General features: G+C 72.4%; 24 protein-coding genes and 1 riboswitch. Of the genes, 18 read left to right on the forward strand and 6 right to left on the reverse strand.

The window, feature by feature from the left end; translation table 11 throughout:
- The 4 genes from qcrA to CCN35_RS10335 form a co-directional block, all read left to right on the forward strand.
- Positions 1-914: cytochrome bc1 complex Rieske iron-sulfur subunit (qcrA, locus tag CCN35_RS10320; RefSeq protein ID WP_107501038.1), on the forward strand; the 914-nt coding region annotated here is incomplete at its 5' end.
- A complete protein-coding gene (gene qcrB / locus CCN35_RS10325) occupies positions 911-2,548 on the forward strand; it encodes a cytochrome bc1 complex cytochrome b subunit (protein ID WP_086792364.1) in 1,638 nt (545 codons plus the stop codon). The genes qcrA and qcrB, both read left to right, overlap by 4 nt.
- Positions 2,549-2,702: 154 nt before the next feature.
- A complete protein-coding gene (trpD, locus tag CCN35_RS10330) occupies positions 2,703-3,767 on the forward strand; it encodes an anthranilate phosphoribosyltransferase (RefSeq protein ID WP_067392641.1) in 1,065 nt (354 codons plus the stop codon).
- 73 nt (positions 3,768-3,840) lie between these two features.
- A riboswitch (SAM riboswitch) is annotated at positions 3,841-3,957 on the forward strand.
- Between the two features lie 313 nt (positions 3,958-4,270).
- Positions 4,271-5,611 carry an aminotransferase class V-fold PLP-dependent enzyme gene (locus tag CCN35_RS10335; protein WP_067392644.1) on the forward strand — a complete coding sequence of 447 codons (1,341 nt, stop codon included), beginning with the start codon at positions 4,271-4,273 and terminating at the stop codon, positions 5,609-5,611.
- A 124-nt stretch (positions 5,612-5,735) separates the two neighbouring features.
- Here CCN35_RS10335 and CCN35_RS10340 read toward each other — a convergent pair whose 3' ends face one another.
- Together CCN35_RS10340 and CCN35_RS10345 are read right to left on the reverse strand one after the other, a co-directional pair.
- Entirely contained in the window at positions 5,736-6,017 is a 282-nt protein-coding gene (locus CCN35_RS10340; RefSeq protein ID WP_067392647.1) for an Lrp/AsnC family transcriptional regulator, read from the reverse strand.
- 254 nt (positions 6,018-6,271) lie between these two features.
- Positions 6,272-7,015 carry a rhomboid family intramembrane serine protease gene (locus CCN35_RS10345; RefSeq protein WP_067392650.1) on the reverse strand — a complete coding sequence of 248 codons (744 nt, stop codon included), beginning with the start codon at positions 7,013-7,015 and terminating at the stop codon, positions 6,272-6,274.
- Positions 7,016-7,173: 158 nt separating this feature from the next.
- Between CCN35_RS10345 and CCN35_RS10350 the strand changes: the two genes are divergently transcribed.
- The 4 genes from CCN35_RS10350 (at position 7,174) to CCN35_RS10365 (ending at position 11,367) form a co-directional block, all read left to right on the forward strand.
- Positions 7,174-7,413 carry a hypothetical protein gene (locus CCN35_RS10350; RefSeq protein ID WP_067392653.1) on the forward strand — a complete coding sequence of 80 codons (240 nt, stop codon included), beginning with the start codon at positions 7,174-7,176 and terminating at the stop codon, positions 7,411-7,413.
- 61 nt (positions 7,414-7,474) lie between these two features.
- A complete protein-coding gene (locus tag CCN35_RS10355; RefSeq protein ID WP_067392657.1) occupies positions 7,475-8,824 on the forward strand; it encodes an NYN domain-containing protein in 1,350 nt (449 codons plus the stop codon).
- A gap of 238 nt (positions 8,825-9,062) precedes the next feature.
- Entirely contained in the window at positions 9,063-10,103 is a 1,041-nt protein-coding gene (locus tag CCN35_RS10360; RefSeq protein ID WP_067393074.1) for a C40 family peptidase, read from the forward strand.
- Positions 10,104-10,341: 238 nt separating this feature from the next.
- Positions 10,342-11,367, forward strand: coding sequence for a C40 family peptidase (locus CCN35_RS10365; protein ID WP_086792367.1), 1,026 nt, complete (start codon positions 10,342-10,344; stop codon positions 11,365-11,367).
- 75 nt (positions 11,368-11,442) lie between these two features.
- Here CCN35_RS10365 and CCN35_RS10370 read toward each other — a convergent pair whose 3' ends face one another.
- Positions 11,443-12,672 (reverse strand): glycosyltransferase 87 family protein, encoded by a 1,230-nt coding sequence (locus tag CCN35_RS10370; protein ID WP_067392660.1) that lies wholly within the window; start codon positions 12,670-12,672, stop codon positions 11,443-11,445.
- 116 nt (positions 12,673-12,788) lie between these two features.
- Here CCN35_RS10370 and CCN35_RS10375 point away from each other — a divergent pair, with 116 nt between their 5' ends.
- Entirely contained in the window at positions 12,789-13,931 is a 1,143-nt protein-coding gene (locus CCN35_RS10375; protein ID WP_086792369.1) for a glycosyltransferase family 4 protein, read from the forward strand.
- An 88-nt stretch (positions 13,932-14,019) separates the two neighbouring features.
- Here CCN35_RS10375 and CCN35_RS10380 read toward each other — a convergent pair whose 3' ends face one another.
- On the reverse strand, positions 14,020-15,816 hold the full coding sequence (locus CCN35_RS10380; protein ID WP_067392667.1) for an AMP-dependent synthetase/ligase: 1,797 nt from the start codon (positions 15,814-15,816) through the stop codon (positions 14,020-14,022).
- Between the two features lie 264 nt (positions 15,817-16,080).
- Here CCN35_RS10380 and CCN35_RS10385 point away from each other — a divergent pair, with 264 nt between their 5' ends.
- The 6 genes from CCN35_RS10385 (at position 16,081) to CCN35_RS10410 (ending at position 21,630) form a co-directional block, all read left to right on the forward strand.
- A complete protein-coding gene (locus CCN35_RS10385; protein ID WP_079129670.1) occupies positions 16,081-16,875 on the forward strand; it encodes a metallophosphoesterase family protein in 795 nt (264 codons plus the stop codon).
- Between the two features lie 145 nt (positions 16,876-17,020).
- Complete coding sequence (locus CCN35_RS10390) at positions 17,021-17,494, forward strand: SRPBCC family protein (protein WP_067392673.1); 474 nt, start codon at positions 17,021-17,023, stop codon at positions 17,492-17,494.
- A 304-nt stretch (positions 17,495-17,798) separates the two neighbouring features.
- A complete protein-coding gene (locus CCN35_RS10395) occupies positions 17,799-18,965 on the forward strand; it encodes an ArsA family ATPase (RefSeq protein ID WP_067392677.1) in 1,167 nt (388 codons plus the stop codon).
- A gap of 107 nt (positions 18,966-19,072) precedes the next feature.
- Positions 19,073-19,615: a DUF5304 domain-containing protein gene (locus CCN35_RS10400; RefSeq protein ID WP_067392681.1), complete on the forward strand. Its 543-nt coding sequence runs from the start codon at positions 19,073-19,075 to the stop codon at positions 19,613-19,615.
- A 117-nt stretch (positions 19,616-19,732) separates the two neighbouring features.
- Entirely contained in the window at positions 19,733-20,686 is a 954-nt protein-coding gene (locus CCN35_RS10405) for an ROK family glucokinase (RefSeq protein WP_067392684.1), read from the forward strand.
- 110 nt (positions 20,687-20,796) lie between these two features.
- Positions 20,797-21,630 carry an endonuclease/exonuclease/phosphatase family protein gene (locus tag CCN35_RS10410; RefSeq protein ID WP_067392687.1) on the forward strand — a complete coding sequence of 278 codons (834 nt, stop codon included), beginning with the start codon at positions 20,797-20,799 and terminating at the stop codon, positions 21,628-21,630.
- A gap of 1 nt (position 21,631) precedes the next feature.
- Here the strand turns inward: CCN35_RS10410 and CCN35_RS10415 are convergent, their stop codons facing one another.
- The gene (locus tag CCN35_RS10415) at positions 21,632-22,324 is read right to left on the reverse strand and encodes a hypothetical protein (protein WP_067392690.1); all 693 of its coding nucleotides are present in this window, start codon (positions 22,322-22,324) and stop codon (positions 21,632-21,634) included.
- Complete coding sequence (locus CCN35_RS10420) at positions 22,317-23,096, reverse strand: alpha/beta hydrolase (protein ID WP_067392699.1); 780 nt, start codon at positions 23,094-23,096, stop codon at positions 22,317-22,319. The genes CCN35_RS10415 and CCN35_RS10420 overlap by 8 nt, the downstream gene beginning before the upstream one ends.
- Before the next feature lie 132 nt (positions 23,097-23,228).
- Here CCN35_RS10420 and CCN35_RS10425 point away from each other — a divergent pair, with 132 nt between their 5' ends.
- The 3 genes from CCN35_RS10425 (at position 23,229) to CCN35_RS10435 (ending at position 26,063) form a co-directional block, all read left to right on the forward strand.
- Positions 23,229-23,966 (forward strand): lysophospholipid acyltransferase family protein, encoded by a 738-nt coding sequence (locus CCN35_RS10425; protein WP_201450844.1) that lies wholly within the window; start codon positions 23,229-23,231, stop codon positions 23,964-23,966.
- 148 nt (positions 23,967-24,114) lie between these two features.
- Positions 24,115-25,389 carry a MacS family sensor histidine kinase gene (gene macS, locus CCN35_RS10430; protein WP_067392702.1) on the forward strand — a complete coding sequence of 425 codons (1,275 nt, stop codon included), beginning with the start codon at positions 24,115-24,117 and terminating at the stop codon, positions 25,387-25,389.
- Entirely contained in the window at positions 25,386-26,063 is a 678-nt protein-coding gene (locus CCN35_RS10435; RefSeq protein WP_067392708.1) for a response regulator, read from the forward strand. The genes macS and CCN35_RS10435 overlap by 4 nt, the downstream gene beginning before the upstream one ends.
- Positions 26,064-26,196: the final 133 nt, after the last annotated feature.

Here is a 26,196-nt window from a genome sequence, read left to right on the forward strand (position 1 = left end):
GGGCGGCCAAGCGGTCCGAGCGCACCGTGGCCCTGCTGTTCACGGTGTCGATGCTGGCCACCATCGGTTTCATCGCCTCCTATGTGGCGATCCCGATCGACACGTCGGTCTACGTCTTCCCGCTGGGGCACATCAACGCGCTGAACTTCGCGCTGGGCCTGACCCTGGGCGTGGCGCTGTTCACCATCGGCGCCGGCGCGGTGCACTGGGCCCGCACGCTGATGTCGGACGTGGAGATGGCCGACGAGCGGCACCCGATCGAGGCGTCGCCCGAGCTGCGCGCCAAGGTGCACGCCGACTTCGCGCAGGGCGTGAAGGAGTCGGGGATCGGCCGGCGCAAGCTGATCCGCACCACGATGCTGGGTGCGCTGACCCTGGTGCCGCTGACCGGTGTGGTGCTGCTGCGGGACCTCGGTCCGCTGCCGGGAACCAGCCTGCGGCACACGCTGTGGGCCAAGGGCAAGCGGCTGGTGAACATGAACACCCTTCAGCCGCTGCGTCCGGAGGACGTCACGGTCGGTTCGCTCACCTTCGTCATGCCCGAGGGGCTGAAGGAGACCGACGAGGATTTTCAGAACGAGATCGCCAAGGCCGCACTGATGATCGTCCGGCTGGAGCCGGAGGACATCAAGGACAAGCGCGAGCTCGACTGGGGCCACGAGGGCATCGTCGCGTTCTCGAAGATCTGCACCCATGTGGGGTGCCCGGTCTCGCTGTACGAGCAGCAGACGCACCACGTCCTGTGCCCGTGCCACCAGTCCACCTTCGACCTCGCCGACGGCGGCCGCGTGATCTTCGGTCCTGCCGGACATGCCCTGCCGCAGCTGCGGATCGGCGTGGACAGTGAGGGTTACCTCCAGGCGCTCGGCGACTTCGAGGAGCCCGTCGGTCCTGCATTCTGGGAGCGCGGATGAGTACCACATCAGCGAACGTGTCCCGCGCGCGCGGGAAGGCACCGGCCGGCGAGCGGTTCGCCGACTGGGCCGACGGCCGGCTGGGGATCTATTCCCTGGCCAAGTCCAACATGCGCAAGATCTTCCCCGACCACTGGTCGTTCATGTTGGGTGAGGTCTGCCTCTACAGCTTCCTCATCATCATCCTCACGGGTGTGTATCTGACCCTGTTCTTCGACCCCTCGATGAGCGAGGTGGTGTACCACGGGTCGTACGTCCCGCTGCAGGGCCAGCTGATGAGTGAGGCGTTCAGCTCGACCCTGGACATCTCCTTCGACGTCCGTGGCGGTCTGCTCATCCGGCAGATCCACCACTGGGCCGCGCTGATCTTCCTGGCGGCCATGTTCGTGCACATGATGCGCGTGTTCTTCACCGGCGCGTTCCGCAAGCCGCGTGAGGTCAACTGGCTGTTCGGCTTCCTGCTGCTCGTCCTGGGCATGTTCACCGGTTTCACCGGCTACTCGCTCCCGGACGACCTGCTCTCCGGCACCGGTGTCCGCTTCACCGAGGGCGCGATCCTGTCCGTGCCGATCGTCGGCACGTACATCTCGTTCTTCCTCTTCGGAGGCGAGTTCCCCGGCCACGACTTCGTGGCCCGGTTCTACGCGATCCACATCCTGCTGCTGCCGGGCATCATGCTGGGTCTGGTCGTGGCCCACCTGATCCTGGTCTTCTACCACAAGCACACGCAGTTCGCGGGTCCCGGACGGACGAACAACAACGTCGTCGGCATGCCGATGCTGCCGGTGTACATGGCCAAGGCCGGAGGCTTCTTCTTCCTGGTCTTCGGCGTCCTGGCGGCCCTCGCGGCACTGGTGCAGATCAACCCCGTCTGGACGATCGGCCCGTACCGCCCGGACATGGTGTCCACCGGCGCCCAGCCGGACTGGTACATGGGCTTCGCCGAGGGTCTGATCCGGGCCATGCCCGGCTGGGAGATCAACTTCATGGGGCACACGCTCGTCCTGGGCGTGTTCATCCCGCTGGTCATCTTCGGCCTGGTCCTCGCGGCGATCGCGCTCTACCCGTTCATCGAGGCCTGGATCACCGGCGACAAGCGCGAGCACCACATCCTGGACCGGTCGCGCAACGCCCCGACCCGCACCGCCTTCGGTGTCGCCTGGATCACCATGTATCTGATCGCCCTGGTGGGCGGCGGCAACGACCTGTGGGCCACGCACTTCCACCTGTCGATCAACGCGGTCACCTGGTTCGTCCGGATCGGCTTCTTCGCCGGACCGGTCCTCGCGTTCATCATCACCAAGCGGATCTGCCTCGGCCTGCAGCGCCGCGACCGGGAGAAGGTGCTGCACGGTCGCGAGACCGGCATCATCAAGCGCCTGCCGCACGGTGAGTTCATCGAGGTCCACGAGCCGCTCAGCCAGGAGCAGCTCTACACCCTCACGGCGCACGACCAGTACAAGCCGGCCGAGATCGCTCCGGAGGTCGACGAGAACGGCGTCGAGCGCAAGGTGGGCATCACGCAGAAGCTGCGCGCCAAGCTCAGCCACGCGTACTACGGCGAGGGCAACCAGATCCCGAAGCCGACCGTCGAGGAGTACAAGGAGATCACCAGCGGTCACGGCCACCACTGATCACATGATCACCGACCGCTGAGCGTTGCACGCCACAACGAGAGGCCCCGTCCGAACCCCGGACGGGGCCTCTTGCCGCATGCCGGGCTGGATAGGGTGGAGTCGTCCGAGACCACGCGTCCCGATGCACGGGACACCGACCCAGGAGCGGCCCATGAGCGCTGTGACCCCCGCAGGAGGCGACACCGCGGCGGGCCTTTCCTGGCCCGTCCTGCTGAACGGCCTGCTGGAGGGCCGGGACCTCACCGCCGACGAGACCGCCTGGGCGATGGACCTGATCATGCGCGGGGAGGCGACCGACGCGCAGATCGCCGGCTTCGTGGTGGCCCTGCGGGCCAAGGGCGAGACGGTGGAGGAGATCACCGGCCTGGTCCGCGCGATGTACGAGCACGCGAACGTGATCGAGGTGCCGGGCGAGACCGTCGACATCGTCGGCACCGGCGGCGACGGCGCGAAGACGGTGAACATCTCCACGATGTCCTCGATCGTCGTGGCCGGAACGGGCGCCAGGGTCGTCAAGCACGGCAACCGGGCCGCCTCCTCCGCCTCCGGGGCCTCCGATGTGCTGGAGAAGCTCGGCGTCAACCTGGAGCTGCCCCCGCGGCGGGTGGCCGAGGTCGCCCAGGAGGCCGGCATCACCTTCTGTTTCGCCGTCAAGTTCCATCCGGCGCTGCGGCATGCCGGTGCCGCGCGCGGCCAGCTGGCCATCCGCACGGTGTTCAATGTGCTCGGCCCGCTGACCAACCCCGCCAAGGTACGGGCACAGGCCGTCGGCGTCGCGGACCCGCGCATGGCCCCGATCGTCGCCGGGGTCTTCGCCGAGCGCGGCAACTCCTCCCTGGTCTTCCGGGGCGACGACGGCCTCGACGAGCTCACCACGACCTCCACCTCCCGGGTGTGGATCGTCCGGGACGGCACGGTCACCGAGGAGCGCTTCGACCCGCGCGACGTCGGCATCGAGCCGGTGCCCGTGGACGCCCTGCGCGGCGGGGACGCCTCCTACAACGCCGAGGTCGCCCGGCGGGTGCTGGACGGCGAGAAGGGGCCCGTGCGGGACGCCGTCCTGCTGAACTCGGCGGCGGCGCTGGTGGCGATGCGGCCGGGCTCGGGCACGCTCACCGAGCAGATCCGGGAGGGCATGGAGCGCGCGGCGGAGTCGATCGACTCCGGGGCGGCCAGGCGCGCCCTGGAGCGCTGGGTGGCGGCCAGCAACGCGTGACGGCACGGTGCGCGGTCCCGCGATCCGGACACGGGTTGCGGGACCACGGCCGGTTCACGTAATTTCCCCTGCAGGTCATGAGTGACAGTCAAGTGGCCCCGGCCGACTGTCCGGCAACCCTCCGTCCGTGGCGGGGTGCCCCGGGTGAGGACCGGGCCGCAGACAGCAAGGTCTGCGGCAAGCGCGGACCCCTCGTGTCCACCAGGGGTCCTGGTCGTACGAGGGAGTCTTCCGTGAGCAAGCGAATGCGTTAGGGCCGCAGAGCCCCGCCTCCGCATTTTCTCGTCTTTTTCGTCCTTTTCCGTCTCTTCTTCGCTTTCTCTTCTCCTCCGGTCCGTCCTTTCCGGCCGCCTTCGTTCCGGCGTCCGGCCGGATGCCCGGTCCGGGACAGAGCCCGACGCGGAATCCGACGAGGAAGACGCCCACCTCATTTCCGTCCCCCCTCCGCGCCGAGCCGTGCCCGCTCGCGTGGTGATTCCGCCTGCCTCCACGGGAGTTCGCCCATGTCCGTCTCCACCGTCGCCGCCGAGAAGTCCGTCTGCTCCCCGCTGCCCGTTCTGGGAACGGAGGTCACCGTCCCGCTCGTCACCGGCGGCGAGGTCGCCTACGCCGCGCTGGACTACGCCGCCAGCGCACCCGCCCTGAAGCGGGTCTGGGACGACGTGGCGGCGTACGTGCCGTACTACGGCAGCGTGCACCGCGGTGCGGGCCACCTCTCCCGGCTCTCCACCGAGCTGTTCGAGGACTCCCGCAGAACGGTCGCCGAGTTCCTCGACTGCCGCGGCGACGACGACGTGGTCTTCACCCGCTCCACCACCGACTCGCTGAACCTTCTGGCCCGTGCGCTCCCGGCCGGCTGCCAGGTGTTCGTCTTCGAGACCGAGCACCACGCCGCCCTCCTGCCCTGGCGGGGTGCGCGGGTCACCGTCCTCGACGCCCCGCGCACCCCGCAGCAGGCCGTACGGACGCTGGAGTCGGCCCTGGCCGGCCGCGACCCCCACGGCCCGGCCCTGGTCTGCGTCACCGGTGCCTCCAACGTCACCGGCGAGCTGTGGCCCGTGAAGGAGCTGGCCGCCGCCGCGCACGCCCACGGCGCCCGCATCGTCCTGGACGCCGCCCAGCTCGCCCCGCACCGCCCGGTGTCGGTCCGCGACCTCGACGTCGACTGGGTCGCCTTCTCGGGCCACAAGCTGTACGCCCCCTTCGGCGCGGGCGTGCTGGCCGGCCGCGCCGACTGGCTGCGCGAGGCCGAGCCGTACCTGGCGGGCGGCGGCGCGAGCCGGGTGGTCGCACGGCGCGCCGACGGGGGAGTGGACGTCCAGTGGCACCACGGCGAGGCCCGTCACGAGGCCGGTTCCCCGAACGTCATCGGCGCCTACGCCATCGCCTCCGCCTGCAGAGCGCTGACCGAGGCCGGCTTCGACGCGCTGGTCGCCCGCGAGCAGCACCTGATCCGCACGGTCCGCGAGGGCCTCGCCGGGATCCCGGGAGTGAGGGTCCTGTCCCTCTTCGGCGACGACGCCCCCAGGGTCGGGGTGATCTCCTTCGTGGTCGCGGGCTGGAACAGCTCCCACCTCGCCGCCGCCCTCTCCGCCGAGTACGGCATCGGCGTGCGCGACGGCCTCTTCTGCGCACACCCCCTGCTCCGCGTCCTGCTCGACGGCGCCGCACGGGCCCAGGACGGCTGCGGCACCGCGGACGCCGCCGTCCGTGTCAGCTTCGGCGCGGGAACGCCCGACGAGCACGTGGAGCGCTTCGTGCGGGCGGTGAGGGAGCTGGTGGAGAACGGCGCGAAGTGGCGCTACCGCACGGAGAACGGCCGCTGCGTCCCGGTGGCGCGGTGAGCGGACTCAAGGCCGCGGGCCGGTGCCGTACGGGCCGTACGGCACCGGCCCCGCGCACGGGTGCGGCCGGCCGTGGACGGCCCGGGCACGCGCGCTGCGCGCCCCGCGGACGCCCGGACGTCCGTCAGGAGTCCAGCCCGATGGCGAACGCGGCCTCGAGGTCGTGCTGCGAGTAGGTGCGGAAGGCCACATGCGTGTCCGTGGCCTGCACCCCCGGGATCTTGCTGATCCGCCCCGGGATGACCTCCGCCAGGTCCTCGTGCTGCCGCACCCGCACCATGGCGATCAGGTCGTAGGTCCCGGTCACGGAGAACACCTCGCTCACGTTGTCCAGCGAGGCGATCTGCTCGGCGATCTCGGGGATCCGGTCCACGCTGGTCTTGATGAGGACGATCGCGGTGATCACGGCTGTTTCTCTCCCTCGGGGGCCGGAGCAGGGGCGGCCCTCACTCTAGGGGATGCCGTCCGGATCGTGCCGTGGGCCGAGGGGCCCCGGCTCGCACCTCCACCGCGCCGTCGTCACCCGCCGGCGCTCCGTGCCGGTCCCGCGCGACCCGGCGGCAAGGGCCTCGCGTGCCGAGGCCGGCCCGATCCCCCGATCCGGACGGCCCGATGCGGACGCCACCCCCTTGGGCCGGCCCGATCCGGACGGCACCCCCCTCAGCCGCTCCCGCTCCCCCCACCGCCCCCGGGGAGCCGCGCCAGGCGCCCTCTGGGCGGGCCGAAGCCGGCCCAGGCGCAGGCGAAGCCCAGGGCGAAGCCCACCACATGGGCCAGATAGGCCACGCCCGGCCCCTGCGCCGGGCGCCCGGCGGCCATCCACTGCAGAGCCGCCCAGAACGGCAGCACGACCCATGCGGGAAACCGCAGCGGCAGGAAGAACAGGAACGGGAAGAGACTGGTCACCCTGGCCCGGGGGAACAGGTGAAGAAACGCGCCGAGGACCGCCGAGACGGCCCCCGAGGCCCCCACCAGGGACTGCTCGGAGCCGGCGTGGGCAGCCGCGTAGCCCACCAGGGCGAGAGAGCCGCAGCCGACGTAGAACAGCGTGAACCGGACGGAGCCCATGCGCTTCTCGGTCATCGCCCCGAAGACGTGGAGGAAGAGCATGTTGCCGAGCAGGTGCACCCAGCTGCCGTGCACGAACAGGGCCGTCGCCGGGGTGAGGACGGCCCGCGGCGTCCCGGCGAACAGCTCGGCGGGAACCACGCCCCAGCGCCGGAAGTACGCCCGCTGGGCGAGAGCCAGTGCCTCACCGGTGCCGTAGCCGGGGACGAGCCCCGCCGCCGGGCCGGTCACGAAGATCAGGCAGCACAGGGCGATCAGGGCGCAGGTCGCCGGAGCCCGTGTGGTCCGTACGGTCCCGGCCGCCTGGACGGCCACCGTGTTCCTGTTGCCGGTCATGTGAACAAAGCATGACGTAACAGGACGCAACCGTACGTATTTCCCCGCCGTCGTGGACACACCCGGCGACGAGTCGCCGCCAGGCCGTAGGGTTACGTGCCACACGCTCCGGGAAAGCCGGCGCGTCACGGAAACTAGAAGGAAAGCGAACAGTCACGATGACGGTTCCCCTGCCGACCGCCACGACGCGGTGGCGCTGCACCCTCTGCGGCAACCTCACCCGCTTCGACGTGACACGCTCGTCGAAGGTCGTCGAGTACGTCCACCTCGATCTGGCCGGGGAGCCCACGGTCGAGGAGCGCGAGGTGCTCAGTGAGACGATCGAGTCGGTGCGTTGCCGCTGGTGCAACGCCGTGGACCAGGTGGAACTCGTGGACAGGCCGGGCGCCGGCTCCTGAGCGGAGCGGGCCCCGCACGGACGGTCCCCCGCGGGGGTCCCGCAGGCATGGGGGTTGACGGATGGTGGAGACACGAGGCGGGGGGCCGGCCGACGGCGCCGCTGAGGTGCTCGACCGTCCGCTGCCCGACGGAGTGCGTCGCCGGGTCATCCGGATAGTCTGCGACGCCTTCGGCGGGCTGAGGGTCGGCGAGCTGCCGACGCAGCTGCGGCAGTATGCCCGGTTCACCCCCAGCCGCCGGGCGAAGTTCGCGGGCAACGCGATGGCGGCGGCGCTGGAGACCGACCCGGCGTTCCGCCGGCGGATCGGGGAGAAGCTCAAGGAGGCCCAGCCGGAGCTGTCCGAGGCCGTGGAGTCCGGATGCCCGCCGCCGGCCGCGGACCCGCTCGACGTGGCGGCCGTGGCGTATGTGCTGCGGCCCGCGGGCTGGGTGAAGCTGGTGACCACGGCCGGCGAGGAGGCGCAGCGGGCGGAGGCCGAGCGCGTCGACGAGCAGAACCGGGCCGAGCTGGAGCGGCTGCGCGCCGAGCTGGCGGCGGCCCGTGAGCAGAGCCGGGCGGACACCGAGCGGCTGCGCGCCGAACTGGAGGCCGCCAGGAAAGAGGCCGAGTCGCTGCACCGCAAGCTGCGGTCCGCGCTCAGCGACGTCAAGCGGGGCGAGGCCGCGCTGCGCAAGGCGCACGCCGAGACGGAGGCCGTGCGTGCCGAGGGGCAGGCACAGGTGTCGGCCGCCGAGAGCGAGGCCCGGCGGCTCAAGGCGCGCCTGGGCGAGGCGGAGGCCGCGCTCGAGGCCACTCGCAGGGCGGCCCGCGAGGGGCGCAGCGTCGAGGACATGCGGGTGCGGCTGCTGCTGGACACCGTGCTCGACGCGGCGCAGGGGCTGCGCCGGGAGCTGGCGCTGCCGCCGGTGTCCGTACGGCCCGCCGAGACCGTGGACGCGGTGGAGCCGGGCCGGATGACCCCCAGGGACATCGCCGCCCGCGCGCTGTCCGAGCACGACCCGGCGATCCTCGACCAGCTGCTCGCGCTGCCGCAGGTGCACCTGGTCGTCGACGGCTACAACGTCACCAAGACCGGCTATCCCCAGATGCCGCTGGAGAAGCAGCGGCTCAGGCTCCTCGGCCAGCTCTCGCAGCTCGCCGCGCAGACCGGCGCGGAGGTCACCTGTGTCTTCGACGGGGCCGAGCTGGCCGCCCCGGTGCTGCTCGCGCCGCCGCGCGGGGTGCGGGTGCTGTTCTCCAAGCCGGGCGTCACCGCGGACGAGCTGATCCGCCAGCTGGTGCGGGCCGAACCGCCGGGCCGGCCGGTCGTCGTCGTCTCCACCGACCGGGAGGTGGCCGACGGGGTCGCCAAGGCGGGTGCGCGGCCGGTCGCGTCGGCGGTTCTTCTCAAACGCCTGTCGCGCGGATGAAAACGGGCATAAAGAAATATGCACATCAAGGGCAACGTACGGGCTTAAGGCCGGAATTACCGGGACTGTTGTGCAACCCAGTGTCAATCCTGTCTCACCTCTGGTGAGTTGAAGGCAAAGAATGTATTGAGTGACGGGGATTTTTCTGCGGAGGATTTGAATTCATCACGACGAGGTCACTAGGGTCTGGCGTCGAACCTCCGAGCGGGTGATCACTCAGAAGAAGGAGCTCGCTTCCGTGGCGTCCCACCGTCGACCCAAGCAACCGAGTCGCGCACGTGTGAGTCTGCTCACCAGCGTGGCGGCAGCGGCCGTAGCCGTCAGCGCCCAGGCCGCGAACGCCGCCCCCAGTGAGAAGCCCACCAAGGACGAAGTCAAGTCCAGGGTCGACAAGCTCTACCAGGAGGCGGAGCAGGCCACCGAGAAGTACAACGGGGCCAAGGAGAAGCAGGAGAAGCTCCAGAAGGAGATCTCCGCCATCCAGGACAACGTCGCCCGCGGCCAGCAGGAGCTCAACGAGCTGCGCGACGCCCTGGGCGCGGTGGCGGCCGGCCAGTACCGCACCGGCGGACTCGACCCCTCGGTCCAGCTCTTCCTGTCCTCCGACCCGGACGAGTACCTCGAGAAGGCCTCCACGCTCGACCAGCTGAGCGGCCAGCAGCTCGAGGCGCTGAAGAAGATCCAGGAGAAGCAGCGCGAACTCGCCCAGCAGCGGGCCGAGGCCACCGCCAAGCTCAAGGACCTCTCCGCCACCCGTGCCGAGCTGGGCAAGAAGAAGAAGGAGGCCCAGGCCAAGCTCGCCGAGGCGCAGCGGCTCCTCAACTCCCTCACGGCGGAGGAGAAGGCGAAGCTCGAGGCCGAGGAGGCCCGCGCCAGCCGTGCCTCCACCGAGCGGGTGGAGCTCGGCAAGACCACCCCCGCCTCCGGCCGGGCCGCCGCCGCGTTCGCCGCCGCCCAGACCAAGCTCGGCTCCCCCTACGTCTACGGCGCCAACGGCCCGTCCACCTTCGACTGCTCGGGGCTGACCTCCTGGGCGTACGCGCAGGCCGGGGTGCAGCTGCCGCGCACCTCCGAGGCCCAGACCAACGCGGGCACCCGCATCTACTCCCAGAGCCAGCTCCAGGTCGGCGACCTGGTCTTCTTCTTCAACGACCTGCACCACGTCGGCCTCTACGCGGGCAACGGCCAGGTGCTGCACGCCCCGCGGCCCGGCACCGTGGTGCGCTACGAGTCGATGAACACCATCGGCGGCCCGTTCATGTTCGGCGTCCGCGTCTGAGACCCTCCCGCCGCAACGGCCCTGCGCCCCGGGGAAACGGGACGTCCTCCGGGAGCGGGGAGCGGTGCCCCGTTCGAGGGAATCGCCGTTGCGCCACACGGCCGTACGCCCCGCCTGTGACCTGCGTCGAAGGCGGGGCTTCGCCGTTCGCGACCACCGAGGGCATTGGCCCGTCCCGCCGCCGGAGGGCTACTGTCTGCCGCGTTTCCCGTTCGCCAGTGGAAGGAGCGCGGCTTCTGTGGGGTCCCACCGTCGCCTTGCACCGTCCTTGGGGCCCGACCGGGGTTCCGCCGTCGCCGTCGGTCTGCTGACCGCCGCGGCCGCCGCCCTGGGCTCCGTACCGGTCGGCCCGGCCGCCGCCGCGCCGCACGGCGACACCCGGGCCGAGGTGGACCGTCTGCACCAGGAGGCCGAGAAGGCGACCGAGGCCTACAACAAGGCCGATGAGCGCATCGGCCTTCTGCGGACCCGGGCACGCGACCTGCAGGACCGTGTCGCCCGGCGGCAGCAGCGCGTCAACGGGCTGAGGGAGTCGCTCGGTTCGGTCGCCGGCGCCCAGTACCGCTCCGGCACCGACCCCTTCCTCGCCCTGCTGTTCTCCCGCGACCCGGCCGACTACCTCGACCGGGCCGCCGCCCTCGACCGGATCGGCGCCCACCAGGCCGGTGTGCTGAAGGACCTGCGGCGGACCCTGCGCAACCTCTCCCAGGAGCGCGCCGAGGCCACCCGGGTCCTCGCCGAACTCGAGCGGAACCGCGAGGCGGCCGCCGCCCACAAACGCACCGTGGAGCGGAAACTCGCCGAGGCCCGGCGGCTGCTCGGCTCCCTGTCCCCGGAGGAGCGCGAGGCACACGACCGTGCCTCCCGCGCCCGCCGCGACGGCCTCCTGCCCGGCACGGGCGACGGCCCGGCCGCCTCCGCCCGCGCGGCCGCCGCCCTCGCCGCCGCCCGCTCCGTGCTCGGCCGTCCCTACGTCTGGGGTGCCAACGGGCCCTCGAGCTTCGACTGCTCGGGCCTGACGCAGTGGGCGTACGCGCAGGCCGGGGTGCGGCTGCCGCGCACCTCGCAGGAGCAGCGCAACGCCGGCCGGCGCATCCCGCTGTCCCAGGCCCGGCCCGGCGACCTCGTCGTCTACCGCTCCGACGCCGGGCATGTCGCGATGTACGCGGGCAACGGCCGGGTGATCCACGCTCCCCACCCGGGTGCCCGGGTGCGCTACGACCCGGTGGACATGATGCCGGTCTCGTCGGTCACCAGGATCTGACGGCCGCTCACCCGCCGGCCGGGCTCCGGCCCTCCCGGCACCCCCCCGCTCCCTGCCGCCGTCCGGGGCGGCGGTTCACCGGGCCGTGGTGCGCGTCCTCGGGGAGCCGACCGGGCCGGCCGGGCCGGCCGGCCCGGAGACCGTCGAACGCCACAGCGTGCGGCACGCGGTGACACAGGCGGTGACCAGCAGACCGTTGCGGAGGAACAGCAGGCCGATTCCCAGGGGGTCGCCGGCCACGACCTCCGCGAAGAAGAGCGGGAACTCCAGGACCGTCACCAGGGCCGCCGCCAGCACCAGTCCGGCCGGCACCACCATGCCGCTGCCCTGGAAGCACAGGCAGACGGCGGCCAGGGCGACCAGCCACACCAGGTACTGCGGGCTGATCACACGGCTGGTGGCCGTGAAGAGCAGGACGGCCGTGAACGCGGCGTCCGCCAGGGCGGTCGGGCCGAGGCGGTGCGCGCACAGCCGCCACAGCAGCAGCCAGCCGAACGCGGCCCCGGTCAGCGCCAGGGAGGCGAGGCTCACCACCTCGACGTACGGCCCGACGAACTCCACCGAGCCGTAGTGCAGCAGCACCTGGCCGCTCCAGCCGAAGTGCCGGGCCACATGGAAGACGAGCGCGCCCAGCGACTCCACCTCCGTGCCCCGGTCCCGCTGGGCGGTCAGGAAGGACAGCGCCCCCGGCATGGTGAGGAGGAACAGCGAGCCGAGAGCGATCACGGTCACCGCCGCGGCCGCCCACGACCGGCGCCGGGCCGAGCCGGTCAGCAGCAGCACCGGCCACACCTTCAGCAGCGCCCCGAAGCCGGCCAGCACCCCCATGGTCCGCGGACGCCGGGTCCCCGCGAACAGCGCGGCCACCGCCACCGCCGTCACCATCACGTCGTAGCGCGTGTACAGCGTCGGGCCCAGCAGGGCCGCGCCCACCGTCCACGTCCAGGCGCCGCGCAGCGGACGGCCGGGGCGCCGCCCGCCGTACAGCAGCAGGCACAGCACCGTCAGATCGGCCAGCAGGGCCAGGACGCCGAAGGCGACGGTGTACTCCAGGAACGGCAGGAGAGCGGGGGAGAGGATCGCCAGCGCGGCGGCGGGCGGATACTGCCAGGTGACGTCGTCCGGCGGAAAGGCGCCGCCGCGCAGCACCTCGTACCAGCCCCGGTAGATCACCGACACGTCGGTGGTGACGTCCGGCCCCGGGAAGACGAACACCTTGAGGACGAAGAGCAGCAGCAGCGTCCGGCTGGCGGCCCAGACCGTCAGCACCCCCGCCAGACTCCGTCGTGTGCCCGTACCGTCCACACCAGGCCCCGTCCGTCCGCTTTCCGTCCGAGCATGATCTCCCGGACGGCTGCGCGCGGGCCGGGAGGCATGGCCGTATCCGGCCGTCTCACCCGGATTGGGTAGGGTCGGCGGCGATGCACAAGACCCTCATCGTAACCAACGACTTTCCGCCCAGGCCCGGCGGAATCCAGGCGTTCCTGCACAACATGGCGCTGCGGCTGGACCCGGAGCGGCTGGTCGTCTACGCCTCCACCTGGAAGCGGAGCCGTGAGGGCGTCGAGGCGACGGCCGCCTTCGACGCGGAGCAGCCCTTCACCGTCGTGCGCGACCGTACGACGATGCTGCTGCCCACCCCCCGGGTGACCCGGCGCGCGGTCGGGCTGCTGCGGGAGCACGGGTGCACCTCGGTGTGGTTCGGGGCGGCGGCCCCGCTCGGGCTGATGGCGCCGGCCCTCAGAAGGGCGGGCGCCCGGCGGCTGGTGGCCACCACCCACGGCCACGAGGCCGGATGGGCCCAACTGCCCGCCGCCCGCGGGCTGCTGCGCCGCATCGGGGAGAGCACGGACACCCTCACCTATCTCGGCGAGTACACCCGCTCCCGGATCGCCGCCGCGCTGACCCCCGAGGCCGCCGCGCGGATGGTGCATCTGCCGCCGGGGGTCGACGAGAAGACCTTCCACCCGGACTCGGGCGGCGACGAGGTGCGCGCCCGGCTGGGACTCACCGACCGGCCGGTGGTCGTCTGCGTCTCACGGCTGGTGCGGCGCAAGGGCCAGGACACCCTCATCCGGGCCATGCCCCGGATCCTGGCCGCCGAGCCCGACACCGTGCTGCTGATCGTCGGCGGCGGGCCGTACGAGAAGGGCCTGCGCCGGCTCGCGGCGGAGACCGGCGTGGCCGGCTCCGTGCGCTTCACGGGCCCGGTGCCCTGGGCCGAACTGCCCGCGCACTACGGCGCCGGCGACGTCTTCGCCATGCCCTGCCGCACCCGGCGCGGCGGGCTGGACGTCGAGGGACTGGGCATCGTCTACCTGGAGGCCTCCGCGACCGGTCTGCCCGTCGTCGCCGGGGACTCCGGAGGCGCGCCCGACGCGGTGCTCGACGGCGAGACCGGCTGGGTCGTGCGCGGCGGCTCCCCCGAGGAGGCCGCCGACCGCATCGTCGCCCTCCTCGAGGACGCCGGGCTGCGCCGCCGCATGGGGGAACGGGGCCGGCGCTGGGTCGAGGAGAAATGGCGCTGGGACCTGCTGGCGGACCGGCTCAAGGAGCTGCTGTGAGGCCCTTCCCGGCCCTTCTCGCCCTTCCCCGGCCGGCCCGCGCGGCCCTCCGCCCGGGCCCCGCCCGGCGGGGAGCCGCTCGGTGGGGCTACTTGGCGTAGAGGGCCTCGATCTCGTCCGCGCACTCCTTGGCCACCACGTTCCGCTTGAGCTTCATCGACGGCGTGAGGTGGCCCGCCTCCTCCGTGAACTGGAAGGGGAGGATGCGGAACTTCCGCACCGACTCCGCCTTCGACACCGCGGCGTTGCCGTCGTCGACCGCCGTCTGGATCGCCGCCAGCAGATCCGGGTCCTCGCGCAGCGACGCCGGAGTGGAGTCGGCCGGCTTGCCGTGCTCGGCGCACCAGCGGCGCAGGAACTCCTCGTCCAGGGTGATCAGCGCGCCCACGAACGGCCGTCCGTCGCCCACCACCATGCACTCGGAGACCAGCGCGTGCGCCCGGATGCGGTCCTCGATCACGGCCGGGGCGACGTTCTTGCCGCCCGCCGTGACGATGATCTCCTTCTTCCGCCCGGTGATCCGCAGGTACCCGTCCTCGTCGAGGGTGCCGAGGTCGCCGGTGTGGAACCAGCCGTCGCCCAGGGCCTCCTGCGTCGCGGCCGGGTTGTTCCAGTACTCCTTGAACAGGTGCTCGCCGTGCAGCAGCACCTCCCCGTCGTCCGCGATACGGATCACGGAGCCCGGCAGCGGCTGCCCGACCGTGCCCATCTTCTGCCGGTCCCAGGGGTTGAAGGCGGTGGCCGCGCAGGACTCGGTCAGGCCGTAGCCCTCCAGCACCGTGAAGCCGATGCCGCGGAAGAAGTGGCCCAGGCGCTCGCCGAGCGGGGCACCGCCGGAGATCGCGTACTCGCCGCGCCCGCCGAGCACCGCGCGCAGCTTGCTGTAGACCAGCTTGTCGAAGACCTTGTGCTTGAGCCTGAGCCCGAAGGACGGGCCCTCCGGGGCCTCCAGCGCCTTGCTGTACGCGATCGCCGTGTCCGCGGCCCGGTCGAAGATCCTGCCCTTGCCATCCGCCTGCGCCTTGGCACGGGCCGAGTTGTAGACCTTCTCGAAGACCCGGGGCACGCCGAGGATCAGCGTGGGACGGAACGCGGCCAGCTCGTCGGTGAGGTTCTTGATGTCCGGCACATGGCCCAGCTTGATCGGCGCCATCATCGACGCGACCTCCACCAGCCGCCCGAAGACGTGCGCCAGCGGCAGGAAGAGCAGCACGGAGCACTCACCGGTGCGGAACAGGGGCCGCAGCCGCTCCACCAGGTTCCCGCACTCGGCGAAGAAGGAGCGGTGGGTGAGCACACAGCCCTTGGGCCGCCCGGTCGTGCCGGAGGTGTAGACGATGGTCGCCGGGTCGTCGGCCTTCGCCAGCGAGCTGCGCTCCTCGACCGTGGCGTCGCTGATGTCCCGTCCGGCCCGGTCCAGCTCCTCCAGCGCACCGGCCTCGATCTGCCAGACGTTCTTCAGCGCGGGCAGCGCCTCGCGCACCGAGGCCACGACGGCGGCGTGGCTGTCCAGCTCCACGATGCAGGCGGTCGCCCCGGAGTCGCCGAGGATCCACTGCACCTGCTCCGCCGAGCTGGTCTCGTACACCGGGACGGTGACGGCACCCACGCTCCAGATCGCGAAGTCCAGCAGCGTCCACTCGTACCGGGTCCGTGACATCAGACCCACCCGGTCGCCCGGCTGGACCCCGGAGGCGATGAGCCCCTTGGCGGCGGAGCGCACCTGGGCGAGGAAGTCTCTCGCCGTCACGTCCTGCCAGACGCCGCCGACCTTTCGCGCGATCACGGCGACATCGGGGTGCTGCGTGGCATTTCTGCGGACGATGTCGGTCAGATTGCCGTCCGTAGGGACCTCGTAGAGAGCCGGAAGGCTGAACTCGCGCAAAACTGCTGCTCCTCGTAGGGCACCGGCGCCACGACGCTGTTGGAATCCAGAAACGCCGGACGGCCCGGACGTTACCCGTCAGTACGGTTCTTCGACAGGGGGTCCGGCGAGATGTTCGTTGTGTCACACGGTCCGTGCCGCACGGACTGATGTTCCTGTGCGCACAGTAGTCGACCCGCTGATCACCTAGCCAACCCGCGGCGGGCCGCCGTCCCCGCTCCACCGGGCCCCGCCGCCCGGTGTTCCTGAGTAGGCTCCATGGACATGGCATCCACATCGGCCGGCGGCAGGACACGCATCCACGTGGTCAGCGACGTGCACGGCAACGCACGCGACCTGGCCCGGGCGGGCGAGGGAGCCGATGCCCTGATCTGCCTGGGCGACCTGATCCTCTTCCTCGACTACGCCGACCACTCGCGGGGGATCTTCCCCGAGCTGTTCGGCGTGGAGAACGCCGACCGCATCGTCGAGCTGCGCACCGCCCGCCGTTTCGCCGAGGCCCGCGAGTTCGGCGCCCGGCTGTGGGCAAGCCTCGACGGCGACCGCGAGACGATCATCGAACAGGCGGTGCGCAGACAGTACACGGAGCTCTTCGCCGCGTTCCCCGCCCCGACGTACGCCACCTACGGCAATGTCGACATCCCGCACCTGTGGAAGGAGTACGCCCGCGAGGGCACCACCGTGCTCGACGGGGAACGCGTCGAGATCGGCGGCCGTGTCTTCGGCTTCGTGGGAGGCGGCCTGCGCACCCCCATGCGCACTCCCTACGAGATCAGCGACGAGGAGTACGCCGCGAAGATCGAGGCGGTCGGCGAGGTCGACGTCCTGTGCACCCACATCCCGCCCGAGGTCCCCGAGCTCGTCTACGACACCGTCGCCCGCCGCTTCGAACGCGGCAGCCGCGCCCTGCTCGACGCCATACGCCGCACCCGCCCCCGCTACGCCCTCTTCGGCCATGTCCACCAGCCGCTGGTCCGGCGGATGCGGATCGGCGCGACCGAGTGCGTGAACGTGGGGCACTTCGCCAGGGCCGGCCGGCCCTGGGTGCTCGAATGGTGAGCGTTCCGGCAGACGGCGCAGGTGGGGGTGGAGGCCGACGGCCTGCCGCGCGGTAGCCTTCACGCTGCGCACACATGCGCACGACACCCTCACCACCGGCCGAGTACGGCCGCACCACCGGCGCGCATCTGGAGGAGCCACGGCGATGGCGGAACACACCAGCTCGAGCATCACGATCGAGGCGGCACCGGCCGACGTCATGGGGGTGATCGCCGACTTCGCCCGCTACCCCGACTGGACCGGCGAGGTGAAGGAGGCCGAGGTCCTCAAGGTCGACGACCAGGGCCGCGCCGAGCAGGTGCGTCTCGTCATGGACGCGGGTGCCATCAAGGACGACCAGACCCTGGCGTACACCTGGGTCAGCGACCACGAGGTCTCCTGGACCCTGGTCAAGTCCCAGATGCTGCGCTCCCTGGACGGCACCTACCTCCTCAAACCGACCGGTCCCCGCACGACCGAGGTGACCTACCGCCTCACCGTGGACGTCAAGATCCCCATGCTGGGCATGATCAAGCGCAAGGCGGAGAAGGTCATCATCGACCGCGCCCTGGCGGGCCTCAAGAAGCGGGTCGAGTCGATCGGCTCGTCCGGCTCAGCGGACGGCGCGTCGGACGGGTGACGACGGCACGAGCACCCCGACCGGGACCCGCGGGCCCACCCGCCTTTCCCCGGCCCCACGCGTTCCCGCACGGCCTCGTGCGGCCGCGTGCGGTCTCGCACGGCCTCGTGCGTCTTCACGCGTCCCCCGCCCTCCGTCCCCAGGCGTCTCATGGGGCCTCATGGGTCCTCGTGACTCCTCATGACTCCTCACGTCGGCCGTGAGGGCCGAGGGCACGCCGGTGCCGGAAACGCGGCACGGTCCCCGACGGGCCGCGCGGGTCGAGCCGCCCACCATCCCCCACCTACCGTTACCGTTCACCCCCATGCGCACCCTCCTGATCACGGGCCCCGGCGGCAGCGGCCGTACCACCGTCTCCGCCGCCACCGCACTGACCGCCGCCCGTGAAGGCGTGGAGACCCTCGTCCTCAGCGCCGACCGCACGGACACCCTGGGCACGGTGCTGGGAGTGCCCACCGGGGCCTCCCCGGTGCCGGCCGCTCCGCACCTCACCGCCTGGCGCCCCGACGCGGCGGCCGGCTTCCGGACGGACCTGGCCGCCTTCCAGGACCGCGCCCGCAACGTCCTGGACCTCCTCGGAGCCTCCCGTCTCGACGCCGAGGAGGTCACCCCGCTGCCCGGGGCCGAGGAGCTGGCCCTGCTGCGGGCGTTGCGCGACGCGGCCCTGTCGGAGCGGTTCGAGCTGCTGGTCGTCGACCTGCCGCCCGTGTCGCAGGCGCTCGCCCTGCTGGCCCTGCCCGAGGAGCTGCGCCGCTATCTGCGCCGCCTACTTCCCCCCGAGCGGCAGGCGGCCCGCGCCCTGCGCCCGGTCCTCGGCCGGCTCGCGGGGGTGCCCATGCCGGGGGAGTGGCTGTACGAGACGGCCGCCCGCTGGGACGTCGAGCTGGCCGCCGTGGAGGCGGTCGTCGCGGACCCCGGAACCTCCGTGCGCCTGGTGGCCGAGCCGGGCCCGGCCGGTGCGGACGCCGTCCGCGACGCGGTGCTCGGCCTGGCCGTGCGCGGTCTGGCCGTCGAGTCCCTGGTGGCCGGCCGTGTGCTGCCCGAGGCTCCCGCCGGCTCGTGGCTGGCGGGACCGGTCGCGCAGCAGCGCAAGGTCCTGGACGAGTGGGAGGAGAAGTACGACGTCCACCGGGCCGCCCATCTGGGCCGGGACCCGCGCGGGCCGGACGATCTCGCCGAGCTGGCCGTGCCCGGCGCCGCCCCGGCGACCGCCCGGGTCGAATGGCCCGTCACCGACCGGCTCGCCGAGGACGGGATGCTGGTGTGGCACATCCCGCTGCCCGGGGCCGTACGGGACGAGCTGGAGCTCATCCGGCGGGGCGACGAGCTGGTGCTGACCGTCGGCCCGTTCCGGCGCGTCGTGCCGCTGCCGTCGGCGCTGCGGCGGTGCTCGGTGGACGGGGCGGGACTGCGGGACGGCGAGCTGCGGATCCGTTTCGTGCCGGATCCCGCGCTGTGGCCGCGTGGCTGAGGAGGCACCGCCCGCCCGGACCGCGCCGTCCGCCCTCCTGCGCGAGATGAACCCCGCATCCCCGTTCGGGTAACGTCGTAGGGACGAACCGTAGTCAGGAGTCCGCCATGAGCGAAGAGCGCGTACCGTCCGACGCCGCTCAGGAGGAGCCCGGGAACAAGGCGCCGCAAGCCGACGCCGATGCGTGGGCCACGGCCTGCGCCGAGGACCTCGCACGGGAGAGGGACCGCCGTCGCTCCCAGTACGGCCCGCCTCCCGGCGCGGCCGCCGAGGAACTGCGCAAGTTCGTCGACACCGTGGCCGAGAAGCTGTCGTCGTTCCAGCCGCCGCTGCTCGGCGGGATCGCGGGGCCCATGGCCCAGCAGGTGGTGCGGCAGGTCGTGCAGCAGGCCAAGGCGGTCGTCGAGCCGGTCATAGAGCGGAACCCCGACGTGTTCGACCACCTCGCGGCGGCCGGCAGCGAACTTCTCGCCGCCTACCGCTCCGCCGTCGAGTCGCACGAGCGCCGCTGGACGATGTCCCGCACCGGCGACACCGACGACGGACCGAACCGGCTGAAGGACGAACTCACCGAGCTGGACGACCGCCCCGGCGGCCGCCGTGACCGCGGTGAGGGCACCGGCGGCGGCGAGCGCATCGACCTGGACTGATCCCCTCCCCGCGGAACCCGCCGCCGGGCCCGTCTCTCCCGGCGGACGGCGAACCGGTGGGGGCGGGGCCTCGGGTACGGTTGGCCATAGCGGGGCTCGACCGAAACTGAGGGATTCATGGGACTCACCATCGGCGTCGACATCGGCGGCACGAAGATTGCGGCCGGCGTGGTAGACGAGGAAGGAAACATCCTCTCGACCTTCAAGGTGCCGACCCCCACCACACCCGAGGCCATCGTGGACGCCATCGCCTCGGCGGTGGAGGGCGCACGCGCGGGACACGACATCGTCGGCGTGGGCATCGGCGCGGCCGGCTACGTCAACCGGCAGCGCTCCACCATCTACTTCGCCCCCAACATCGAGTGGCGCAACGAGCCGTTGAAGCAGAAGGTCGAGGAGCGCGTCGGCCTGCCGGTCGTCGTGGAGAACGACGCCAACGCCGCCGCCTGGGGCGAGTACAAGTTCGGTGCCGGCAAGGGCCATCGCAACGTCATCTGCATCACCCTCGGCACCGGCCTCGGCGGCGGCATCATCATCGGCAACAAGCTGCGCCGCGGTCACTTCGGCGTGGCCGCGGAGTTCGGCCACATCCGGATGGTCCCGGACGGGCTGCTGTGCGGCTGCGGCTCGCAGGGCTGCTGGGAGCAGTACGCCTCCGGGCGCGCCCTCGTCCGGTACGCCAAGCAGCGCGCCAACGCCACCCCCGAGAACGCCCGGCTGCTGCTGGAGCTCGGCGACGGCACTCCCGCCGGCATCGAGGGCAAGCACGTCTCCATGGCCGCCCGCCAGGGCTGCCCGGTGGCCGTCGACTCCTACCGCGAGCTGGCCCGCTGGGTCGGCGCGGGGCTCGCCGACCTGGCCTCCCTCTTCGACCCGTCCGCCTTCATCGTCGGCGGCGGTCTCTCCGACGAGGGCGAGCTGCTCCTGGAGCCGATCCGCAAGTCGTACCGGCGCTGGCTGGTCGGCGGCAACTGGCGCCCGGTCGCCGAGGTCCTCGCCGCTCAGCTCGGCAACAAGGCCGGTCTGGTGGGGGCGGCCGACCTGGCCCGGGAGCCAGACCCGGTCATGTAGCACCGCCGCGCCACACGCGGCCGCTCACCGTGCGCGCCCACCGCTCCCTCCCTCCCTTCCTTCCGGGGCCGGTGGGCGCCGCCGTACGGGGAACCGGGCCGGCCGGGCGTATGTTGATCGTCATGTTGCTGCCCCACTCCCGTACCGAGTCGGACGGCACCGCCGTCATCCGTGTCCTGAGCTACAACATCCGGTCGCTGCGGGACGACACCGAGGCCCTCGCCCGGGTGATCCGCGCCTGCGCGCCCGACCTGGTCCTCCTCCAGGAGGCGCCGCGCTTCTTCCGCTGGCGCAAGAAGCTGGCGAGACTGGCGGCGGCCTGCGACCTGGTGATCCTCACCGGGGGCGCGACGGCCGCGGGCCCGGCGATCCTCTGCTCGCTGCGGGTCGCGGTGGAACGCACCGAGGACGTGCTGCTGCCGCTCACCCCCGGTCTGCACCGGCGCGGCCTCGCCACGGCGGTCGTCCGGATCGCGGGCGCCCGGCTCGGCGTGCTCAGCTTCCACCTCTCGCTCGACAAGGACGAGCGGTACGCACAGGCCGGCATGGTCCTGGACAAGCTGGCCGGGATGGGCGTGGACCACGCGGTCGTGGGCGGCGACCTCAACGAGGGACCGGACGGCCCGGCGTTCCGGCGGCTGACCGGCCCGCTCCAGGACGGCTGGGCCACCGCTCCCTGGGGCGGCGAGCACACCTGGACGCCTGCCGGCGAGCCGCACCGGCGCATCGACGCCGTCCTCGCGACCCGCGGCATCGAGGTCCTCGGCTGCGGGGTGCCCTCCCCGCGCTCCGCCTCACCCGCGCGGGGGGACGCCTCTCAGGGCCGCCCCCACGTGACGGAGGCGGACCTGGCGGCGGCCACGGACCATCTGCCGGTGCTGGCCGCCCTCAGGGTCCCGGCGGCCGTCCCGGCGGCCCGGCGGCCCGCACAGCCGCAGCCGTAGCTCAGACCACCGCGCCGCGGCCCGGGTCGTCGTCCTCCTCGTCCGGGTTCATGCGTGCCACCAGCGTCGCGAAGCCGCCGAGGAAGCCGCCGATGCCGAGCGTGGCGAGCCACCACGTCATCTCCCAGTCGAACATGACGGCCAGCAGAAGCAGGACGGGACCGCCGATCACCGCGAACCAGGCGCTCATCGTCACCGCGTCGACGGAGGACAGCGGCGGCGGCTCCGGCGGGACGAAGTGGCCCTCGTCGTCCTCGTCGAAGTCGTCGTCGGACGGCTCGGCGAGCGAGTAGTCGCGCGGTCCCACGCCCCCGAGGCCGACCCCGGGCGCGAAGGAGACCGAACTGCCCAGCGGCCCGGCCGGGGCGGGCCCGTCGCCGTCCTTGCCGCTTCTTTTCTCCGCGTTCTCCGCGTTCTCCCCGCCGCCGGTGTCCGCCTCGGGCCCGTCGTCACCGGGCTCCGGCGGCAGGGCGAGGTCCCGGACCGGACGGCGGGGCCGCGCCCCCGGCGGGTCCGGCGGCTCCTCGCCGTACCCGGCGACGATCGCCGCCCAGGCGGCCTCCTCGTCGGCGTCGAGAGGGGCACCGCCCCTGCCGCCGGGCTCCCCGGACCCGCCGGCCCTCCCGGCCGGCTGCACCGGGTCGGCCGGCTCCCGGCCCTCGCGGTTCTCGCGGTCGGAGTCGTGCTCAGCCACCTGCGGCCGTCCCTTCCTTGCCGACACTGGGTGCGAGCCGGCCGATGAAGGCGTAGCTCTCCTCGAAGATCCGGTCCGCATCGTGGTCCAACGTAGCGACGTGGTAACTGTGTTCCAGCAGGACCTCCGTGACGTCCGTGGAGGAGACGCGGCCGAGGACCCGGGCCGAGTCGGCCGGCGGCACCACATGGTCCCGCGGGCTGCGCAGAAGCAGCAGCGGCTGTGTGACCTGGGGAAGCTCGCCGTCGACCAGCCGGAGGAAGGTCCTGAGCGAGTGCGCCGCGTGCAACGGCACCCGGTCGTACCCCAGTTCGGCGGCACCCTCCTTGGCGATGTCGCTCGCGATGCCCTTCCGCGTCCGCACCAGATGGCGGGCCACGGGCAGCGCGTACGCCGACAGACCGTGGATCCTGACGGCCGGGTTGACCACCACGACCCCGGCGACCGCGTCCCCGTGCCGGGCGGCCAGCCGCAGCGCGAGGGCGCCGCCCATGGACAGACCGGCCACGAACACGTACGCGCACCGCTCGCGCAGCAGGCGCAGCGCGCGGTCCACCTCCGCGTACCAGTCCTGCCAGCCGGTGAGCTGCAGATCCTCCCAGCGCGTGCCGTGTCCGGGCAGCAGCGGGAGCGAGACGGTCAGACCGCGCTCGGCGAGATACTCCCCCCAGGGGCGCAGCGACTGGGGGGTTCCGGTGAAACCGTGGCAGAGGAGCACACCGACCTCCCCGCCGTCGTGGCGGTACGGCTCGGCTCCGGGGAGCACCGGCACGTCGCTCTCCTGTGTGTGTCGGGGGCAGGTATTTCACCGTACGCGACCGCACGGGCACCGACCAGGGCCGCAGGGGCCCAGGACCGGTCGCGGGAGTTATTGTCTGATCGGCGCACACAGGAAGGCAGTGGGTTGTTCTACAGCACGTTGAAGGTGGCCCTCGGGGGACCGCTGAGGCTGGCCTTCAGGCCCTGGGTGGAGGGCCTGGAGAACGTACCGGCCGAGGGGCCCGCCATTCTGGCCAGCAACCACCTGTCCTTCTCCGACTCCTTCTTCCTGCCCGCGGTGCTCGACCGCAAGGTCACCTTCATCGCGAAGGCCGAGTACTTCACCACGCCCGGGCTGAAGGGCCGGCTGACCGCCGCGTTCTTCAAGGGGGCCGGCCAGCTCCCGGTGGACCGCTCCGGAGCCCGCGGCGCCGGCGAGGCGGCGGTCAGAAGCGGCATGGAGGTGCTCAGGCGCGGCGAGCTGTTCGGCATCTACCCGGAGGGCACCCGCTCGCCCGACGGCCGCCTCTACCGCGGCAAGCCGGGCGGCCTGGCCCGCGTCGCCCTGGCCACCGGGGCGCCCGTCATCCCGGTCGCCATGATCGGCACGGAGAAGATCCAGCCGCCCGGGAAGATCGTTCCCAAGCTGATGCGTCCCGGCATCCGCATCGGCAAACCCCTGGACTTCAGCCGTTACCAGGGCATGGAGCACGACCGTTTCGTGCTGCGCGCGGTGACGGACGAGGTCATGTACGAAATCATGAAGCTCTCCGGCCAGGAGTACGTCGACATCTACGCCACCGCCGCCAAGCGGCAGCTCGCGGAGGCCGCGAAGGCCGCGAAGGAGGAGGGCGGCGCGAAGACCGCGGGGGCGGCGGACTGAGCGGAGCGGGAAAAGCGGCGGCCGGTGCGGCCGGGAGGGCCGTGAAGGCGGCCGGGGCCGTGCCGCACCATGCCGGAAGGAACGGGCCGGGAAGGAACGGGCCGAGAAGGAGAAGCAGGCGGATCGGGGCGAACCACCAGGGGGGGACATGCCGGAGCGCGAGCAGGCCATGAGGATGTCGGTGGAGCAGCCGCTGTGGCGCGCGCTCGCCGGATACCGCGTGCTGACCATGCTCTACGCGATCGGCCTGTTCGCCACCGCCCACGACCAGTTCCCCCGGCCCTGGGTCGCCGTCGCCTTCTTCGGCGTCCTGTTCGTGTGGACCCTGGCCACCCTCCCCAAGGTCGCGAACGCCGCGAGCTGCACCAGGCGCTTCCTGGCCGCCGACCTCACCCTCGCCCTGACCGGCATCCTCCTCACGCCCGTCGCCGACGCCCCCGAGCGGATCGCGGACGGCGGCCCGACCCTGCCGACGATCTGGACCGCCGGCTCCGTCCTCGCCTTCGCCATCAAGGGCGGCTGGCGCTGGGCCGCCCTCGCCTCCACCGCGGTCGCCGTCGCCAACCTGGTCGAGCGCGGCTCCCCGGCCCGTGACACCGTGCACGCCGTGATCCTGGTCTGGGTCGCCTCCATCGCGATCGGTTATGTCGTCGAGGTCGCCCGGGCCTCCGAGCGCACCCTCGCCCGCGCCCTGGAGATCGAGGCGGCCACCCGTGAACGGGAGCGTCTGGCCCGGGACATCCACGACGGCGTGCTGCAGGTGCTCGCCATGGTGCAGCGGCGCGGCGCGGTGATCGGCGGCGAGGCGGCGGAGCTGGGCCGGCTGGCGGGGGAGCAGGAGGCGGCGCTGCGCACCCTGGTCTCCGGCGGCCCGGTCCCCGCCCCCCGGAGGTCCGGGGACACGGGCGGGGAGACGGCCGTCCGGGACGCCGGCGACCGCGCGGGCGACCGCCGCGGCGAGGACGGCGAGGAGCACGACGGACCCGTCGACCTGCGCTCGCTGCTCGCCCCCTGCGCCGGTCCCCGGGTCAGCCTCGCCGAACCGGGAGCCCCGGTGCTGCTGCCGTACGCCGTCGCCCGTGAGGTGGCCGGGGCCGTCGGGGCCGCACTGGACAACGTCCGCAAGCACGTGGGCGAGGACGCGCGGGCCTGGATCCTGCTCGAGGACGAACCGGAGGCGGTGACCGTGACCGTGCGGGACGACGGTCCGGGCATCCCGCAGGGACGGCTCGACCAGGCCGAGCGCGAGGGCCGGCTCGGCGTGTCCCTGTCGATCAAGGGCCGGATGCGCGACATCGGCGGCACCGCCGAGCTGATCTCGGTGCCGGGCCAGGGCACGGAGGTCGAACTCACCGTACCGAAGAGCGCGATGACGAACGCACCGGAGAAGACGAGCACCCGGGGGAAGGCGGAGAGCCGATGAGCGCAGAGCAGGGCCCGATCAAGGTGATGGTGGTCGACGACCACCCGATGTGGCGCGACGCCGTCGCCCGCGACCTGACCGAGGCCGGCTTCGAGGTCGTCGCCACCGCGGGCGACGGCGAGCAGGCGGTGCGCCGCGCCCGGGCGGCGGCGCCCGACGTCCTCGTCCTCGACCTGAACCTGCCCAGGAAGCCCGGTGTCCAGGTCTGCAAGGAACTCGTCGCCGCCGACCCGTCGTTGCGCGTGCTGGTGCTGTCCGCGAGCGGCGAGCACGCCGACGTGCTGGAGGCGGTGAAGTCGGGCGCCACGGGCTATCTGGTGAAATCGGCCTCCACCCAGGAGCTGCTGGAGGCGGTGCGCCGCACGGCCTCCGGCGACCCGGTGTTCACCCCGGGCCTGGCCGGCCTGGTCCTCGGCGAGTACCGGAGGCTGGCCGCCGAGCCCGCGCCCGCGGCGGACACCGGCACACCGAAGGCACCCCGGCTCACCAACCGCGAGACCGAGGTGCTGCGCCTGGTCGCCAAGGGGCTGAGCTACAAGCAGATCGCCGAGCGCCTGGTGATCTCCCACCGCACGGTGCAGAACCATGTGCAGAACACCCTGGGCAAGCTGCAGCTGCACAACCGGGTGGAGCTGGTGCGGTACGCCATCGAACAGGGACTTGACGACGCGTAGGCCGGCGCACGTGCCGACGCCCGGGCCGGCCACGGATCCCCGGAGTAAACCCCGCATTCTCCGGCACAGTCGTCCTTCCGGGTGATTTCTCCCGTGTCGACGGATGATCAACTGCCGGGCAAATCGCCGGAAT

Origin of the sequence: Streptomyces thermovulgaris (genome assembly GCF_002155915.1) — a bacterium.
Taxonomy (GTDB): Bacteria; Actinomycetota; Actinomycetes; order Streptomycetales; family Streptomycetaceae; genus Streptomyces; species Streptomyces thermovulgaris.